This is a genomic window from Arthrobacter sp. T572 (genome assembly GCF_056780115.1).
In genome coordinates, this window is record NZ_JBRAZQ010000002.1 from 959,975 (window position 1) to 976,403 (window position 16,429).

Genomic DNA, 16,429 nt, shown 5'->3' on the forward strand with positions numbered 1-16,429 from the left:
ACAAAACAGCAGCCCCCGGCCGGCAGCGCAGCGCCACGACAGTGACTGTGGTTACAGTGGATTGATTCCGGTCCGGAGATCCCGGCCGCCGGTCTTGGCTACTGTGAAAGTGTGGGCATCATGGCTTTGGGAACCGTGAAATGGTTCAACGCCGAAAAAGGGTACGGCTTCATCACTGTTGATGATTCCGGGGACGACGTCTTTGTACATTGGTCCGCTATCCAGATGGAAGGCTACCGGGCCCTCGAGGAAGGCCAGCGGGTGGAGTTCGAGCTCGGAGAAGGACAAAAGGGCCCCCAAGCAGAAAGTGTCCGCGTCGCCTGACAGTACCGCGCCTCCGCTCTTGGCTGAATACACGGAATTTTGCGGCTCTGGATGGCGCCCCTGCTTGCACTCTCCACGGTCGAGTGCTAATTATTGATTTAGCACTCCTTGGTACTGACTGCTAACGGTGTACCGGCTTCGGCCGGCGCTCCCTCCAGTTGGTGCGGGGGAGGACCAAGAAACACCTTGGTGGGATGAGGTCCGGCGCGCGGGGCATACAGAGGCCGTAAGCAAAGGACCGTCCGTCGCGGGCATCCCATCCGACAGGTACCTTCTTAACGACTGTCCCGAAAGGACTACCGCCGTTATGGCCAAGATCATTGCATTTGATGAAGAGGCACGCCGCGGCCTCGAGCGGGGTCTGAACACCCTTGCTGACGCCGTCAAGGTTACCCTCGGCCCGCGTGGACGCAACGTCGTCCTCGAAAAGAAGTGGGGCGCCCCCACGATCACCAACGATGGCGTTTCCATCGCCAAGGAGATCGAGCTGGACGATCCTTACGAGAAGATCGGTGCGGAACTGGTCAAGGAAGTTGCCAAGAAGACGGACGACGTCGCTGGCGACGGTACCACCACCGCAACCGTCCTCGCCCAGGCACTGGTCAAGGAAGGCCTGCGCAACGTTGCAGCCGGCGCCGACCCGCTGTCCCTCAAGCGCGGCATCGAGAAGGCTGTTGACGCCGTCATCAGCGAACTCCTGGCCTCCGCCAAGGAAATCGAGACCAAGGAAGAGATCGCAGCCACGGCTTCCATCTCCGCCGGCGACCCGGAAATCGGCAGCCTGATCGCCGAAGCCCTGGACAAGGTGGGCAAGGAAGGCGTCATCACGGTCGAGGAATCCAACACCTTCGGGCTGGAACTCGAGCTCACCGAAGGCATGCGCTTCGACAAGGGCTACATCTCCGCTTACTTCGTCACCGACGCAGAGCGCCAGGAAACGGTCCTCGAAGACCCGTACATCCTGATCGTCAACTCCAAGATCTCCAACGTGAAGGAACTCGTTGCAGTCCTGGAGAAGGTCATGCAGTCCAACAAGCCGCTGCTGATCATCGCCGAAGACATCGAGGGCGAGGCTCTTGCCACCCTGATCGTCAACAAGATCCGTGGCACCTTCAAGTCCGTGGCCGTCAAGGCTCCGGGCTTCGGTGACCGCCGCAAGGCCCAGCTCGCCGATATCGCCATCCTCACCGGCGGCCAGGTCATCTCCGAAGAAGTTGGCCTCAAGCTGGAGAATGCCGGTCTGGAACTCCTCGGTACCGCCCGCAAGGTTGTTGTCACCAAGGACGAGACCACCATTGTTGAGGGTGCAGGCGACGCCGACCAGATCGCGGGCCGTGTTGCCCAGATCCGCGCCGAGATCGAGAACTCCGATTCCGACTACGACCGCGAGAAGCTGCAGGAGCGCCTGGCCAAGCTGGCCGGTGGCGTTGCAGTCATCAAGGCCGGTGCCGCAACCGAAGTTGAGCTCAAGGAACGCAAGCACCGCATTGAGGACGCAGTCCGCAACGCCAAGGCTGCAGTCGAGGAAGGCATTGTTGCCGGTGGTGGCGTTGCCCTCATCCAGGCCGGTGCCAAGGCATTTGCCAACCTGAGCCTCGAAAACGACGAAGCTACCGGTGCCAACATCGTCAAGGTTGCCATCGACGCTCCGCTCAAGCAGATCGCTTTCAACGCCGGCCTCGAGCCGGGCGTTGTTGCTGACAAGGTTCGTGGACTGCCTTCCGGCCACGGCCTGAACGCTGCAACGGGTGCCTACGAGGACCTGCTGGCCGCAGGCGTCAACGACCCCGTCAAGGTGACCCGCTCTGCACTCCAGAACGCTGCTTCCATCGCTGGTCTCTTCCTGACCACCGAGGCTGTTGTTGCTGACAAGCCTGAGAAGAACGCTCCGGCTCCGGGCGGCGACGAGATGGCAGGCATGGGCGGCTTCTAAGCCTCCTGTACTGCAGCGTCACGCTTAGCACGTACGACGGCGGTCCTCACCTTCGGGTGGGGGCCGCCGTTCTGCGTCCCATCCAAGTAGCAGTAGATGCCGTTTTGAGGGCCCAAAACGGCATCTACTGCTACTTACTTGGGTGCTGGCGCGGTTTCAGTGTCTGTGGGGTCTGGCAGGATTAAACGCATGACGATTATTGCTGCCGCCGACGGTTCCGCCCTCGGCAACCCTGGGCCGGCCGGATGGGCCTGGTATGTTGACGATTCCTGTTGGCGCGCAGGAGGTTGGCCGCACGGCACCAACAACATGGGTGAGCTCATGGCAGTCCTCGACCTGTTCCGGTCGACGGCCCATATTCCACAGGAGGACCTGCGGATCCTGTGTGACAGTCAGTACGTCATCAACTGCATCACCAAATGGATGCCTGGATGGAAGCGCAAAGGCTGGCGAAAGGCCGATGGCAAGCCTGTACTTAACGTGGACCTGCTTAAGGACATCGACCAAGCCATCGCAGGGCGCAAGTACACCTTCGAGTGGGTGAAGGGCCACGCAGGCCATGAACTCAACGAAGCCGCGGATGAGCGTGCCCGGGCTGTTGCTACGGCCTATCAGCAGGGCACCGCTGCCCCCAGCGGCCCGGGTTTCAGTGGTTCATTCCCGAAGACCGGCAATCCAGCTCCTACTGAGGCCGCCGGGAAGGCATCCAAGATCGCCCCCGGCGCGGCAGAGGCGGTGTCCAGCGGCGCACAGGTGCCCCTGGCAGCAAGTGCCGCCACGGGTACCGTCACGGAATCCCGCCCCGCGTCCGCCGCCCAGCCGCACCCTGAGCCTGCACTGTTCGGCGAGTCAGGATTCTTCGGCCAGCCGGACCTGTTCAGTGAGCTGGAGGATGAAGCGGCCGCCCGGGAGCTTCCCGCGGAGGAACTGGTGGTGGCACTGGAACGCGAGTTGCTTAGGCCGGATGTTCGCGCCGACATTGGACGCATAGGGGTCCTGCTGCATCCTGATTTTGCGGAGATCGGCAGCTCAGGGCGCTTCTGGACCCGGGACGCGATGATGGTTGCCCTCGAGGAAGACCCGGGCGAACCTGTGGATTTGGAGCTGATCAGTGCAGACAGGCTCAGCGAGGACAGCATCCTGCTCAACTACAGAAGTTCCGGCCATTCCGGTGCTACCCCGACCGGCTCCTCGTTGCGCAGTTCCCTCTGGCTCCTGGACCGTGGCCAGTGGCGGCTGCGGTTCCATCAGGGAACCCCGGAAAGCTGAGTCCTGTCAGGTTGTCCTGAGGGCAGACCTGCGGGGCCGGCCGCACAGGGGGAAGACGGCCGGCCCCGCAGGAGTTCATGGCTTGCAGCTGGTGCTAATACGCAAACCGCTGGGTATTGCCCTGTTCAACCTCGAGGTAGCTCGTGGCCGCTGAGGCCAGGGCCATATTGATGGACGCGAGCGAGGCCTCCACTTTGCTTTGCGTGAGGGACCACTCCAGGACGAGCGCCTGGAAGTTCGCAGCTGCCGAACCCTTCCACGTTGCCTGGAGTTCCTCCAACCCGTGCCTCATGGATTGTACGTCCGCGCTGATGCGATCCACGGTGGCCTTGACGTTGGACGACTTGAGCTGGAGCAGCTCTGTGTCTACGGAGATAACGCTCATGGGCAGTGCCTTTCGACGAAGATGGTCCGCTGATGCGGAAGGAATGCGTGGGCCACATCAACGAGCCTAGGCACCACTCCATAACGGCAGAACCAGCTTTCGCCGCTATGTGGATAACAGCTCTGCCGGCTCTTCCCGGAAGGGGAGGCTGACCACCAGGGTGGCACCGCCGCCGTCGGTCTCTGTGACCCGTACGGTCCCGCCGTGGCTGCCCACGATGGCAGCCACGATCGCCAGGCCAAGCCCGCTTCCGCCGGTATCCCGTGTGCGGGAGGTATCGGCGCGGTAGAAGCGCTCAAAGATCTTGCTGGTTTCCGAATCAGGGATGCCGGCACCGTGATCGCGGATCTCGATCACGGATGCGGCGCCGTCCTGGGTGGTCCGCACCCCGACGGCAAGTTCGATGGGGCTGTCCTCCGGCGTGTAGCGCAGGGCGTTGCCCACCAGGTTTCCGATGACTTGGCGGAGCTTGGCTTCGTCGCCATGGACCGGTGCCGGTGCCGGGGACGAGCCGTCAAGGCCCACCAGCGTGATGGTCCGGGCGCCCGAGGTTGCCCGGGTGTCCACTACGGCATCGTGGGCTAATAGCTGCAGGTCCACCGGTTTGAGCTGCAAGGGCCTCTGTTCGTCCAGCCGGGCCAGCAACAGCAGGTCCTCCACCATGGAACCCATGCGTTTGGCTTCACTCTCGATGCGTCCCATCGCGGTTGAGATGTCCTCGGGGGTGGCCAGGGCGCCATGCCTGTACAGCTCGGAGAATCCCCGGATGGTCACCAGTGGAGTCCGGAGTTCGTGGGATGCATCGGCGGCAAAGCGCCGCATGCGCGCCTCGGAAGCTGCGCGTGCTGCGAAGGACGCCTCAATGTGGGCCAGCATGGCATTCAGGGAGCCGCCCAGGCGTCCGACCTCAGTGTTTGGATTATCGATTTCCACACGCCGGGACAGATCGCCGGCGGCAATGGCGGCAGCGGTCTTTTCCACCCGGGCCAAGGGCCGGAACGATCTGGCCACAGTCCAGGTGGCAATGAAGAAGGCTGCCACCAAAGTAAGGAGCCCCACGCCGACCACCACGAGGACGGCGTGTTCCATGACTTTGTCCACGGGCGTCAGTGGCAGCCCGATGATGACAACGCCGTTCTGGCCGTTGGCAACGACGCCCACTGCCACCACGCGCCAGTTGCTTCCGGTAGTACCGGCGACCTGGAACGGGGTGTTGCCGCGGGCCTTCGCTTCGGCGGGAGTGATACTGGCGATCGCGGGGCGGTCGTTGGACCTTCCGCCGAACGGGTAGGGATCGAGCCCGGGCACGTAGAGCGTGAGCGAGTAATCGGTGGGAACGGCGGGATTGGGCTCGGAGAGTTTGTCGAACGACTGCTGGTCCTGTGCCAGCGCCACCGCGGCCTTCAGTTTGTCGTCAACCTGGCCCTGCAGGTAGCTCTTGACGAGCGTCAGTGTACCGGCTCCCGTTGCCGCCAGGGCGAGCAGGAGCAATCCCATGATGATGGCGACGAGTTGGGACCTCAGCGACGCCGATTTCCAGCGTTGCAGCAAGGTCAGCGCTTCTCTGCCGTCCGCAGCACGTAACCAACGCCACGCTTGGTCTGGATGAGGGCTGCGGCGTCTGGGTCAATGTCCACTTTGCGGCGCAGGTAGGAGATGTAGGACTCAACGATCGAGGCGTCGCCGTTGAAGTCGTATTCCCATACGTGATCCAGGATCTGTGCCTTGGACAGCACCCGGTTGGGGTTCAGCATGAGGTACCGCAGGAGTTTGAACTCGGTGGGCGAAAGCTCGATCACCGTTCCGCCCCTGCGGACCTCGTGGGCGTCGTCGTCCAGTTCAAGGTCGTCGACGCGGATGACGGCGTCGTCGTCTTCCAGTGGCTGGGTACGGCGGAGCACCGCGCGGATGCGGGCCACTACTTCATCCAGGCTGAACGGCTTGGTGACGTAGTCGTCGCCGCCCACGGTGAGGCCGGTGACTTTGTCTTCGGTGTCGTCCTTGGCCGTCAGGAAGAGGACGGGGAAGTGCTTCCCCGCTGCCCGGAGCCGGCGCGTGACCGTGAAGCCGTCCATGTCGGGAAGCATCACGTCCAGGACAGCGAGGTCGGGGGAGTGGGTGTCTGCTGCGGTCAGGGCTTCGCGGCCGTTGGACGCAGCCACGACCTCGAAGCCTGCGAACCGCAGGGAGGTGGAGAGAAGCTCGCGGATGTTGGGTTCGTCATCCACGACAAGGAGCTTGGCTTCGGGGCCGTTCTTTTTCATGACACCCATGATGCTCCCAGTTTCTGTGAGTTATCTGGATGCTGTATGTGAGGCAACTGCGTGGTCGCCTGCCGGACGCCCTAACCGCCCAAAGCCAATCCGGCGCCAAGCGCAACCATGGTCACGGCGATGCCGCCGTCAAGGAACCGCCACGACCGCGGTTTGGCGAAGAATCCCCGCAGGAACCTGGCACCGAAGCCCAGCGAACAGAACCATAGGATGCTTCCGACCATGGCCCCTGCGCCGAACCACCATTGCAGCGGGCTGCCCTGCGCGTTCGCGAGCGAACCGAGCAGTGCAATGTCCAGGTATACGTGCGGGTTGAGCCACGTCAGCGCGAGGACCGTCCCGAGGGCCGCGGCAAGTCCGCAACGCGCTGACCCCGTGGCGGGTTTCCCGTCCTGTGCGGGGTCGCCTTTAGCGGTGAGGGCCTGCGGCCGCAATGCCCTCCGGGCCGCCATGAGGCCGTAGGTCACCAGGAACGCCGCGCCCACATAACGCAAAACCACGACGGCGGCAGGCGCTGCCGTTATCAGCGCACCTGTGCCGAAGACTCCGGCGGCGATAAGGACGGCATCGGACAGTGCGCAGGCGGCCACGATGGCTCCGACGTGTTGACCAAGGATCCCCTGGCGAAGGACGAAGGCGTTTTGTGCGCCAATGGCGACGATGAGGGCAAGACCTGTGGCAAGGCCGAGGCCTGCTGCATGAAGGAGTTCCGGAGCTATCACGTTGTCAACGCTAGGCAGCACCCACTCATTAGACCAGCTAAAGAAACTTCAGCAACATAAGATATTCTTGTGCCACACTTTCCATCGGAACAGCTCCTGACGTTCGCCACCGTGATTGCGGAAGGCACTTTGGATGCCGCTGCCCGGCAGCTCCACGTCACGCCCTCGGCGGTCTCCCAGCGGCTCAAGGCCTTGGAACAGTCGGCGGGGCGGGTTCTGCTCCAGCGCAGCAACCCTGCCCGGCCCACGGAAGCGGGGGAGGTTGTGCTGCGGCTTGCCCACCACGTGGCGCAGTTGGAAGCCGATGCCGGAGCAGAACTGGGACTGGCCTCCGACGGTCCCCAACCCGCCCTGCCGATCGTGGTCAACGCAGATTCCCTCGCCGTATGGTTCCTCCAGGCCCTGGCCGAGGTACCCGAAGACCTTGGGGTGACCTTCGACCTCCACCGGGACGACGAACAGCACTCCACGGCGTTGTTGCGCTCGGGAACCGTCATGGCAGCTGTCACTGCGACGGCGGACCCCGTGCAGGGCTGCCGTGTGGAAAGCCTCGGTGTGATGCGTTACCGGGCTGTGGCGGCTCCCCGCTACATCCAGCGCTGGCTTCCTGGCTTTCCCGGCGGCCTGGACGGTGCCGTCCTCAACACAGTCCCGGCGGTGGACTTTGACCGCAAGGACACCTACCAGTGGGCCTTCGTATCTTCGTGGCCCACGGCACCCGGTGCAGGACGGATGGAGCGCCGGGGCCCGCGCCACTACGTGCCGGCTTCGCAGGACTTCGGTGATGCCATCCGGCTGGGCCTGGGCTGGGGACTCATTCCGGAGGTCCAATGCCGGCAGGACATCGACCATGGCCGGTTGATCGAGCTTGCCCCTGAACGTCCGTTTGACGTACCGCTTTACTGGCAGCGATGGAAGACGAAATCAGTGGTGCTTGATGTGCTGAGCCAGACTGTCCGGAAGGTGTCCGGCCGGTATCTTCGCAAGGCCTGAAGGGGCCAGGCGGGTAAATCCCGCCAAATTTTGAACACGCCCACGGATGCTTCAAAAAATGTCAGTGCCCCCATCCACACTGAAGACATGGCACAGCAAACAGTTCCCAACAACAAAGCATCAAAGAACGCGCCGACCACACCGGCCGGTTCGGAAGCCTACGAGTACCACGTGTGCTATTTCGACTGCCACTCCCGCCTCACGCGGGTGGAGGAGTTCGCAGACAAGGCCTCCGCCGAACGCTTCGCCAACCTCCAGCTCCATGACGATGAGTGCTGGGCAGTGGTTGAGGAAGTAGCCGTCCAGGGGCACCTTCGCCTGGTCGCCTGACGGCCGCGCCTGACGGCCGTCGCCTGACGGCCGTCGCCTGACGGCCGCCTGCGCGCTGATCGGTGACCAGCCCAAGATGCGGTTGCCGCAGCGATCGGCTGCCTACTCGGGGCGGTTGTTCGCGTGCCCACCGTGCACGAACGGCGACGACACTCCCTCGTACTTGAGCAGCATCATCATGCCTTCTGCGGCGTGCTCCAGGTTGTGGCAGTGGTCCATCCAGATGCCGGGATTGTTGGCCTCCAGGAGTAGTTCCCAAACCTCGCCGGGCTGGACATCCACAGTGTCCAGATGAAGCGCCGAACCGGTGGGAGCTTGGCCGTTCCTGCTGAGGACGCGCACGTGGTGGCCATGGGGGTGCATGGGATGGGGTTCGGCGGTCCTGTTGACCACCGTGACCTTGACGGTGTCGCCCATGGCCACTTCCATGGCAGGCACCAGGGGATAGGCAGCACCGTTGACAGTGAAGGCGTACCGCGGCACGCCGTCCACGAACCGGAACTGACGATCCAGCACCACGACTTCCTCCCGGGTGATATCCGGAATGGTCTTGGCGTCCGCCGCAGGGACTCCGTAATGGAGCAGGTCCAGCACGGGAGTCGTGGAAAACACTGAGGCCGGAATCGCCTCAGCCGGCTGCCCCGCGGCCGGCTGACCGGGAGAACTGCCGGCCGGCTCCCCGGGAGGACTGCCGGCGGGAGGCCCTGGTGAAACGACGACGGCGGCGCTGGCCGCAGAGTCCGAACGGATGGTCACCGCGGCAGCGGGCATCGTGAAGTCGATGTCGATCCTGCCACCGGCGCCGATACGCAGGAGCTTGCCTGAGACGTCTGGTGGCTGGTTCACGGCAGTACCATCCACCGCCGAAACCTTGAACTTAGTGCCCTCCACCAGGTATCGCTGCGGCAGGGAGTCGGTGTTGATGAGGCGGACCCGGACGGTGGAGCCCGGCACCGCCCCATGTTCGCTGGTACGGTCTGAGGAGCCCAGCATCCCCAGACCGTCGAGGTCGTGTCCGGCCACCACTATGTCCTTGTCTGCGCGCGGCAAGGTCGGGTCGTGCACGACGAACGTGCCATAGAGCCCTTTGCGGACTCCCTCGGCTGAATCCTGGTGCGTGTGATACCAGTACGTACCCGGTTGTGCGGCCACGAAACGGTAGGTCATCGATTTTCCCGGAGCCACAGCGTCCTGCGTTGCCCCGGCTACGCCGTCCATGGCATTGGGAACGTCGTAGCCGTGCCAGTGGAGCGTCACTCCGGCAGCGACGTCGCGGTTCTTGAGTTCGACTTCCATGACGTCGCCGAGGTCTGCTTCCAGGGCAGGGCCCGGCAGGCTTCCGAACGTCCACGCTTCGGTGGATTGCCCGGATGGCAAGGTGACTGTTTCCGTCCGGGCGGTGACCTCGTAACGGCGGACCACGGCGTCAGTGGGCGCGTTGCCCAGGAGGGCAGTCACCGGCGTGGGACCAACGAAGGTCGGTGCCGTCCCGCCGTCGTGATGCCCCACGGCTGCCGCGATCACGGCGCCATCGGCCGAGCGGCTGCCAAGCCACGCGAAGACACCGGACCCCAGGAGGGTGCAGGCCATCAGTCCTGCCAGGGCTGCAGCGGGCTTGGGGCGGCCCCGCCGCCCAAATCCACCCCACCCCAGTTCACGCCGCGCCCCAACAGGTCGCCGAACGGATGTGTGGGCCGCAAGGCCCGTGTTCTTCTTCCGGGATGTGCCGCTGAAGAGGGCAAGCCGCACCAGCAGAACCACCCCTGCGGTCAGCAGCAGCAGTACGACCACCGTCCATGGAGCCGGGAACGGGCCCAGCACCAGGATCACGGCCAGGGAAGCCAGGGCAGAAGCGGCCGCCGCTGTCAGCGAGAGGACTGCCGCTTCCTTTCCCGGGGCGCCGTCGATGGCAGGTGGGGCGGCGCCTTCGTGAGAGTCCGAGCCGGTGTTCCGTCTCCTCAGCAAGTACGGAACACCGGCCATCGCGGCCCAAGCCGCGGGAAGGGCGGTCAGGGGCAGGCTGATGGTGATGCGCTCGTTCGCAAACCACCAGCCGCCCGCCGCCAAGGCGGGAAGCAGGGCATACCGGGCCGTCGTGGCAATCACGGCGGCGGCAGTCAGCAGCAGGGCAATGTCCGCCGGCCGGTTCGCCGCCCTCGGCGCGGCCCCCACTGCCGGCCGGGCCCCCACTGCCGGCCCGGACGTCACCGGCCCGGCCGGCACCGGCCGGTTCCCCACCGTCGGCCCATCGTCCGCCGCAAGGGGCAGGCGGGGGCGTCGTGGTGAGGTGGCAGAGACCGTCTGCCAAGCAGCGGCCGTCCAGGTGGCGGCGGCCGCGACCGCCAGCACCAGGTCAGCTGCCAGCAACTGCGCGGTGTTCACTGCCGCGCAGGTCAGGAAGCAGCGGACGATGCCGAAGCATCAGGTGACGTGGTCCTCGGCGGCAGTGGTTGCGGGTTGAGCGCAGCGGCTCGTGCCCGGTTGAACAGCCAGTAGGACATGAAGATGATCAGCAATCCGGAGACTGGGTGGATTGCTGCCACCCAGGAGCCTGACGGCGTAATGAAATCTTCGGAGGAACCGGTGAGCATTCCGCCGATGATGAAGATGAACAACTGGAACCAGGTCAGCAGGAAGATCCCGGCAGCAAGCCAGATGGTCCTGGAACCCAGCCGGGCGATCGCGGCAACGATGACCGCCAGCAGGGCCGTATAGCGCAGCACATACTGGCCGTTCACCACGTGGTAGACCCCGGCTTCACGCTGGGCTTCGATGGTGTTTTGGAAGTGGAAGTATCCGGCAAACAACAATTGGGCAAGTGATGACAACAAGATGATGGCCGCAAGGACCAGGAGGGTCTTACGCATGGGGAATCCTCTGGCAATGACTTCACAGATTCTTCAAGGCCTTGAATCGCCGGCACCCTGGCTGCGGGCTACCCCCACTGCCGACGACTGGCCGCCGGGCTGCCTGGACCAGGGGCAGCCCATTCGGGCGGAGAGCTACATTCCGAATCGTAAAGTTGCTGGAGATTGTTGGCAAGGGGAAGCGGGTTATTCATCCGTTCCTGTATCGCGCCCGGTCCCTACGTCGTTGCCGATGTCCTTGGCATCCATGATCCGGTAGGCGTAGCCCTGTTCGGCCAGGAAGCGCTGGCGTTTCGCGGCAAATTCCTGGTCCAGGGTGTCACGGGCCACCAAGGAGTAGAACCGCGCGGCACGGCCGTCCTTCTTGGGACGCAGGAGCCGGCCAAGTCTCTGGGCTTCTTCCTGGCGGGATCCGAACGAACCGGATACCTGGATGGCGACCGAGGCCTCGGGAAGGTCGATCGAGAAGTTGGCCACCTTGGAAACCACCAGGGTCTGGATCTCTCCGGCACGGAAAGCATCGAAGAGTTTCTGCCGCGCCTTGACGCTGGTCTCGCCCTTGATCAGCGGTGCGTCCAGCCGTTCGGCGATCTCGTCCAACTGGTCGATGTACTGCCCGATCACCAGCAGCTGTTCCCCACGGTGGGCTTCCACGATCCGTTCCACCAGGCCGGTCTTGGTTTCGGACGTGGCGCAGAGCCGGTATTTGTCCGCATCATCGGCCATCGCGTAGGCAACGCGTTCATCCCGGGGGAGGTCCACCCGCACTTCCACGCAGTCGGCAGGGGCGATGTAACCCTGGGATTCGATGTCCTTCCACGGTGCGTCGTAGCGTTTGGGGCCGATCAGGCTGAATACCTCGCCTTCCCGCCCGTCCTCGCGGACAAGCGTCGCGGTGAGGCCCAGCCTGCGCCGGGCCTGCAGATCCGCTGTCATGCGGAAGATGGGGGCGGGGAGCAAGTGGACTTCGTCATAGATGATCAGGCCCCAGTCGTGGCCGTCCACCAGTTCCAGGTGGGGGTAAAGGCCGCCACGCTTGGTAGTGAGTACCTGGTACGTGGCGATAGTAACGGGCCGGACTTCCTTGACAGCCCCTGAGTATTCGCCGATCTCGTCCTCCGTGAGGGACGTGCGCTTGAGGAGTTCATCCTTCCATTGGCGCGCCGACACGGTGTTGGTTACCAGGATGAGCGTGGTAGTGGAGGACGTCGCCATGGCTGCGGCGCCCACCAATGTCTTGCCCGCCCCGCAGGGAAGGACGACGACGCCGCTGCCGCCGGCCCAGAAGTTTTCCGTGGCCACCTTCTGGTAGGGCCGCAGCTGCCAACCGGACTCGTCCAGCATGATCAGGTGCGGCTGCCCGTCCACGTAGCCGGCCAGGTCCTCGGCGGGCCAACCGAGCTTTAACAGCAGCTGCTTCAACTGGCCGCGCTGGGAGGAGTGCACCACCACGGTTTCGCCGTCGATACGGGGTCCCAGCAGCGGCGCGATCTTTTTGGCCCGGATCACTTCCTCCAGCACCGGGTAGTCATCCGTGCGCATCACCAACCCATGCTGGGGATCCTTTTCCAGGCGCAGCCGGCCATAGCGGGACATGGTCTCTTCGATGTCGATGAGCAAAGCATGCGGAACCGGGAACCGTGAATACTTCAGCAGCGTGTCCAGGACCTGCTCGGCATCGATGCCTGCCGCCCGCGCGTTCCATAGGCCCAGGGGCGTGAGCCGGTAGCTGTGCATGTGTTCGGGCGCGCGTTCGAGCTCCGCGAAGGCCGCAATGGCGTGCCGCGCCTCGGTGGCAAGCTCATGGTCGACTTCCAGCAGGATGGTTTTGTCGCTCTGTACGATCAGCGGACCGTCGGTCACTCTTGGTTCCTCACTATCCCGGCATCCCGGGAGCGCTGTTAGGTGTGCAGGTCTCCTGCGGGTTCAACATCAATGATCCGGTGGATGGACAGTACCCGCTCGGTGTCCTTGCCCGGGTCGAAGACCCTGACGCGCCCACCGGAGACGGAAACAGGAACAACTGTCTCCGTGTTGGCATTCCCCAAGCTGTCCACCACGTTCATGGTGACGGCCTGTTTGAGCCGGATCGCCTTCCGCAGGGTCTCCAGGCCCAGTTGGGTGGACGCTTCGCCCGTTCCGTCAGCCGGGACCCCGCGATGTTGCCGCAGGACCGACAACTGCGCTTCGACGTCGTCATCCGGCGGAGCCGTCCGCGGAGCATTGTAGACCGGGCGGCCGCTGCCTGGCACCGCGGTGGTCCGCTTGAAGCGCACGACGGCGGGTTCGGCCTCCTGCACGGCAGGTGAGAGTCCCAGCTCGCGGAGGACGCGGGCGGTTTCGCGGGGGCTGGCCGAGGACGTCAGCACGGTCGGGGCAATGCGCACCAGGCTGAGGACTGACGTCCGGGCCTCAAGCAGCAGTTCGGCGATCGCGGACTCGTCATCGCTCTGGATGAAACTGGCGCTGCTGCCGATCCGCAGCCGGCCGTGGCGTGAGGCAGTGTCCTGCACGAGGTACGCCAGCGGCTGGGGCACCTCGGTGGCCGAGTGCTCGCGAAGGAACGTCAACAGCGATTCGGCGTCCTGGCCGGCGTCGAGCGCCCTGCGGATGGATCCGGCAGAGAAACGGTAGATGGATGCCGGACCCTGTCCTTCAGCGTCAGCCATCAGCAGCAGGGTTTCACTGAGCTCGGGCGCAAGGTAGCCCGGCGCCACTGCGGTGAGGTCCGCTTGCAGCAGGATGTGGTTCACGGCAGCGGGGAGGTGCTCGCCGAGGATCGCAAGGGCTTCCTCGGGCTGGCCGTTGGCGATTGCCGACCCGGGCTGGGTGAAGGCCCCTGACCCCATCAGGCCCAGCAGCGTCGCTTCCTCGAGAATGCCGCGCACCAGCGAACTGAAACGCCGTGACATCCTCGGCTGCGCCCACTCGGCCCGTTGAAGAACTGCCCGGGCGTCCAGAACGGGTGCCTTCCCGTCGGGGGCCGCCGCTTCCACCGTGAGTTCGTTGAGGATCTCCAGTACCCTGCGGCGGACCACCGGTGCGTCCGGCCGTTGGGCCTCAGCGGACAGGGCATTGATGGTGGTGGCGGCCGACCCCTGGTGTCCTCCCGAGCCCCCGATTGGCTGGCCGACCATGGACGGGGCGCGCTCGCTGGCCAGCCAGGCGTTCACGAGCCACAGCCACTGCTCCTGGCGGGACAGCGCCAGCCATTCGAGCGATGGCGGCTGCACCCACGTGGAGCTGTCCACATCCAGCCGTAACAGGCCGGCCAGGGCACAGAATTCCAGCAGGATGGCGCTCTCGTGAACCCCGCAGCGGATGGATTCGGCGAGCCTGCGCAGTTCCCGCACCCCCACGCCGCCGCTGCGCAGCGTGGCCAAGGGCTGCTCCCGGACGGCAAACAGGATCTCGCCGGTCAACCGCAAGGTCTCGGCAATCGCGCCGAGCGCAGCGTTCCGCCGCAGGGCCGCACTGGTGTGCCCGAGCTCGGGGACCGGTGGAGTCAAGGTGAAGTCGTTCACGATCGCGCCGCCCCGGAGGGCAAGCCCCACGCTGTGGGGCAACTCAACGTGGCCGGCATCCAACGGGACCAGCAGACCGCGGGCCAGCAGCCAGTCAACGGGTCCGACGTCGGCACTTTCGTGGGTCACGGAGGCCCGCCGTTGCGCTTGGGGAACCGCGCCCATGGCCCAGCTGCCGAACTTTTCCAGGAGGCCGGCCGTCCGCTCCGGAGCTGTGGACAGGATGGCGTGCACGCTTTCAGGCGTCGATGTCCACCGCTGCAGGGAAAGGGCCGCATCCATGGGCGTGCTGGCCGGCTGGATCCCCAGGCCGTGCTGGTGGAGTTCGCCCACCAACTGGACCGCCCGCTGTGCAAAGGCCGGTTGGAGCCGGACCAGTTCGGTATAACTGCGGCCCAAACCGGCCGGGTAGATACCGATCACGTCCTTCAGGCTGCCGACAGGAAGGTAGAAACGCTGGCGCGGGTTGCCGTTCGATCCGGCGGGCGGGTCGGCCCGGTGAACCAGGGCTAGTTCCTGCAGCTTCAGCAGGATGGGTTCGAGCGCCGAGAGCGTGGACCCGGCGATGACTTTCTTCAGCCCGGCTGCCGGGACGCTGTGCCCCGTGTCGGTGTTGGTGCACAGGTGCAGCGCCTCGAGGACCTGCATCTCGGGTTTGGTGAGCCGCTCCAGGGCGCGCTGGACGCTGACCCGGGCGCTGGCCCGGGCAGCCAGGGCGGCGAAATCAGGTGCCATGGGGGTGATGAGGTCCGGCCGCGCGGCAAACAGAGCCCGCAGCGAATTGTCGCTGCGCGCTTCCAGTTCCTTGCTGAGCGCGCGAATGAGGGACATCAATCCAACGTTACCGCCATGGGGCCGGTCCTGCCTGTCCTGTGGCTACTGGTCGCAGCCGCCCGGCACGGGACTGGTTACGAACTGTCCGGCCCGTGTCCGGCAGACAGCGGAACTTAGTGGCGGCGGCGCTGGCGGACGGCGTCCACCAGGATCACTGCTGCCAGCATGAACGCAACCGGAAGGCCGTACAGGGCCGTTGACATGATCCAGGCGGGAGCCTGCCCGCCGCTTGATGCAATGGCCATCACGGCTCCGACAGCGGCCAGGGAAAGCACTGCCACCACGGCGGCAATGATCGTCAAAGGGCGGCGGTAACCCGGGGAAGTCATACCCCAACGCTAGCAGCAGCGGCCACTTCACACGCCCCGTCAGCGCAGCATCCCGCGCCTACTGTGACGCCGGCATGACGGTGGCCCGGCCGGGACAGGCGGCGTTCGGGCACGGGGAAGCGGGAATAGGGGGCCAGGCAGGATAACCTTGAAGGAACAGACCAACACGGACCGAGCCGTCACTCCTGATCCCGCAGAACCCTGTGGATGCGGTGGTGGCTGGGCGTGTCTCCGCATTGCAAGAACGAAGAAGGTTGATTAGGTGCCCACCGGCAAGGTCAAGTGGTATGACAAGGAAAAAGGCTTCGGATTCCTCGCGGCCGAAGACGGCCAGGAAGTTTTCCTGCCCAAGACGTCCCTGCCCGCAGGCGTCACCGAGCTGAAAGCCGGTACGCGTGTGGAGTTCGGCGTGGCTGACGGACGCCGCGGCGCGCAGGCCCTGGGCCTGCGTGTCCTGGACAAGACTCCTTCCATTGCCAAGGCAAAGCGCATGAACGCCAAGGATCTGGCACCCCTGGTGCAGGATCTTGTGACGGTCCTGGACAACCTGTCCGGTACGTTGTCCTCCGGCAAGTACCCCGAAGGCAACAAGGCAAAGGCCATCGGCATGGCATTGCGCAAGGTTGCCGACGAGCTGGAAGCCTAG

General features: G+C 64.7%; 15 protein-coding genes. 6 read left to right on the forward strand and 9 right to left on the reverse strand.

Annotated features, from left to right (window positions below):
* Positions 1–120: 120 nt before the first annotated feature.
* The 3 genes from ACUYMZ_RS05705 to ACUYMZ_RS05715 all read left to right on the forward strand — a co-directional run bounded on the left by ACUYMZ_RS05705 (position 121) and on the right by ACUYMZ_RS05715 (position 3,526).
* Positions 121–324: a cold-shock protein gene (locus ACUYMZ_RS05705; protein ID WP_426006158.1), complete on the forward strand. Its 204-nt coding sequence runs from the start codon at positions 121–123 to the stop codon at positions 322–324.
* A gap of 307 nt (positions 325–631) precedes the next feature.
* Positions 632–2,257 carry a chaperonin GroEL gene (gene groL, locus ACUYMZ_RS05710; protein ID WP_426006159.1) on the forward strand — a complete coding sequence of 542 codons (1,626 nt, stop codon included), beginning with the start codon at positions 632–634 and terminating at the stop codon, positions 2,255–2,257.
* Between the two features lie 189 nt (positions 2,258–2,446).
* The gene (locus ACUYMZ_RS05715; RefSeq protein WP_481602389.1) at positions 2,447–3,526 is read left to right on the forward strand and encodes an RNase H family protein; all 1,080 of its coding nucleotides are present in this window, start codon (positions 2,447–2,449) and stop codon (positions 3,524–3,526) included.
* Positions 3,527–3,620: 94 nt separating this feature from the next.
* On the opposite strand, the gene ACUYMZ_RS05720 is transcribed toward ACUYMZ_RS05715, so the two are convergent.
* From ACUYMZ_RS05720 to ACUYMZ_RS05735, 4 genes are all read right to left on the reverse strand, one after another.
* A complete protein-coding gene (locus tag ACUYMZ_RS05720; protein ID WP_481602390.1) occupies positions 3,621–3,911 on the reverse strand; it encodes a WXG100 family type VII secretion target in 291 nt (96 codons plus the stop codon).
* A 105-nt stretch (positions 3,912–4,016) separates the two neighbouring features.
* Positions 4,017–5,462, reverse strand: a complete 1,446-nt coding sequence (locus ACUYMZ_RS05725; protein WP_481602391.1) for a sensor histidine kinase — start codon at positions 5,460–5,462, stop codon at positions 4,017–4,019.
* Positions 5,463–5,464: 2 nt separating this feature from the next.
* Entirely contained in the window at positions 5,465–6,175 is a 711-nt protein-coding gene (locus tag ACUYMZ_RS05730; protein ID WP_426006163.1) for a response regulator transcription factor, read from the reverse strand.
* 80 nt (positions 6,176–6,255) lie between these two features.
* Complete coding sequence (locus tag ACUYMZ_RS05735; protein ID WP_481602392.1) at positions 6,256–6,906, reverse strand: LysE/ArgO family amino acid transporter; 651 nt, start codon at positions 6,904–6,906, stop codon at positions 6,256–6,258.
* A 69-nt stretch (positions 6,907–6,975) separates the two neighbouring features.
* Between ACUYMZ_RS05735 and ACUYMZ_RS05740 the strand changes: the two genes are divergently transcribed.
* The gene (locus ACUYMZ_RS05740; protein ID WP_481602393.1) at positions 6,976–7,899 is read left to right on the forward strand and encodes a LysR family transcriptional regulator ArgP; all 924 of its coding nucleotides are present in this window, start codon (positions 6,976–6,978) and stop codon (positions 7,897–7,899) included.
* Positions 7,900–7,986: 87 nt separating this feature from the next.
* On the forward strand, positions 7,987–8,229 hold the full coding sequence (locus ACUYMZ_RS05745) for a hypothetical protein (protein ID WP_426006166.1): 243 nt from the start codon (positions 7,987–7,989) through the stop codon (positions 8,227–8,229).
* A gap of 102 nt (positions 8,230–8,331) precedes the next feature.
* On the opposite strand, the gene ACUYMZ_RS05750 is transcribed toward ACUYMZ_RS05745, so the two are convergent.
* The 5 genes from ACUYMZ_RS05750 to ACUYMZ_RS05770 all read right to left on the reverse strand — a co-directional run bounded on the left by ACUYMZ_RS05750 (position 8,332) and on the right by ACUYMZ_RS05770 (position 15,783).
* The gene (locus tag ACUYMZ_RS05750) at positions 8,332–10,611 is read right to left on the reverse strand and encodes a multicopper oxidase family protein (protein ID WP_481602394.1); all 2,280 of its coding nucleotides are present in this window, start codon (positions 10,609–10,611) and stop codon (positions 8,332–8,334) included.
* An 11-nt stretch (positions 10,612–10,622) separates the two neighbouring features.
* A complete protein-coding gene (locus tag ACUYMZ_RS05755) occupies positions 10,623–11,096 on the reverse strand; it encodes a hypothetical protein (RefSeq protein WP_426006168.1) in 474 nt (157 codons plus the stop codon).
* Between the two features lie 186 nt (positions 11,097–11,282).
* Positions 11,283–12,959, reverse strand: coding sequence for a DNA repair helicase XPB (locus tag ACUYMZ_RS05760; RefSeq protein ID WP_426006169.1), 1,677 nt, complete (start codon positions 12,957–12,959; stop codon positions 11,283–11,285).
* A gap of 38 nt (positions 12,960–12,997) precedes the next feature.
* Entirely contained in the window at positions 12,998–15,451 is a 2,454-nt protein-coding gene (locus tag ACUYMZ_RS05765; RefSeq protein WP_481602395.1) for a helicase-associated domain-containing protein, read from the reverse strand.
* Positions 15,452–15,567: 116 nt separating this feature from the next.
* The gene (locus tag ACUYMZ_RS05770; protein ID WP_442423921.1) at positions 15,568–15,783 is read right to left on the reverse strand and encodes a hypothetical protein; all 216 of its coding nucleotides are present in this window, start codon (positions 15,781–15,783) and stop codon (positions 15,568–15,570) included.
* A 262-nt stretch (positions 15,784–16,045) separates the two neighbouring features.
* On the opposite strand from ACUYMZ_RS05770, the gene ACUYMZ_RS05775 reads away from it, so the two are divergent.
* The gene (locus ACUYMZ_RS05775; protein ID WP_216926040.1) at positions 16,046–16,429 is read left to right on the forward strand and encodes a cold-shock protein; all 384 of its coding nucleotides are present in this window, start codon (positions 16,046–16,048) and stop codon (positions 16,427–16,429) included.

Excerpts from the sequence above, each read along its gene's own strand:
- groL (WP_426006159.1), top strand. The coding sequence starts at position 632 with ATGGCCAAGATCATTGCATTTGATGAAGAGGCACGCCGCGGCCTCGAG.
- ACUYMZ_RS05770 (WP_442423921.1), bottom strand. The coding sequence starts at position 15,783 with ATGACTTCCCCGGGTTACCGCCGCCCTTTGACGATCATTGCCGCCGTG.
- ACUYMZ_RS05765 (WP_481602395.1), bottom strand. The coding sequence starts at position 15,451 with ATGTCCCTCATTCGCGCGCTCAGCAAGGAACTGGAAGCGCGCAGCGAC.
- ACUYMZ_RS05715 (WP_481602389.1), top strand. The coding sequence starts at position 2,447 with ATGACGATTATTGCTGCCGCCGACGGTTCCGCCCTCGGCAACCCTGGG.
- ACUYMZ_RS05755 (WP_426006168.1), bottom strand. The coding sequence starts at position 11,096 with ATGCGTAAGACCCTCCTGGTCCTTGCGGCCATCATCTTGTTGTCATCA.
- ACUYMZ_RS05720 (WP_481602390.1), bottom strand. The coding sequence starts at position 3,911 with ATGAGCGTTATCTCCGTAGACACAGAGCTGCTCCAGCTCAAGTCGTCC.
- ACUYMZ_RS05705 (WP_426006158.1), top strand. The coding sequence starts at position 121 with ATGGCTTTGGGAACCGTGAAATGGTTCAACGCCGAAAAAGGGTACGGC.
- ACUYMZ_RS05730 (WP_426006163.1), bottom strand. The coding sequence starts at position 6,175 with ATGAAAAAGAACGGCCCCGAAGCCAAGCTCCTTGTCGTGGATGACGAA.
- ACUYMZ_RS05745 (WP_426006166.1), top strand. The coding sequence starts at position 7,987 with ATGGCACAGCAAACAGTTCCCAACAACAAAGCATCAAAGAACGCGCCG.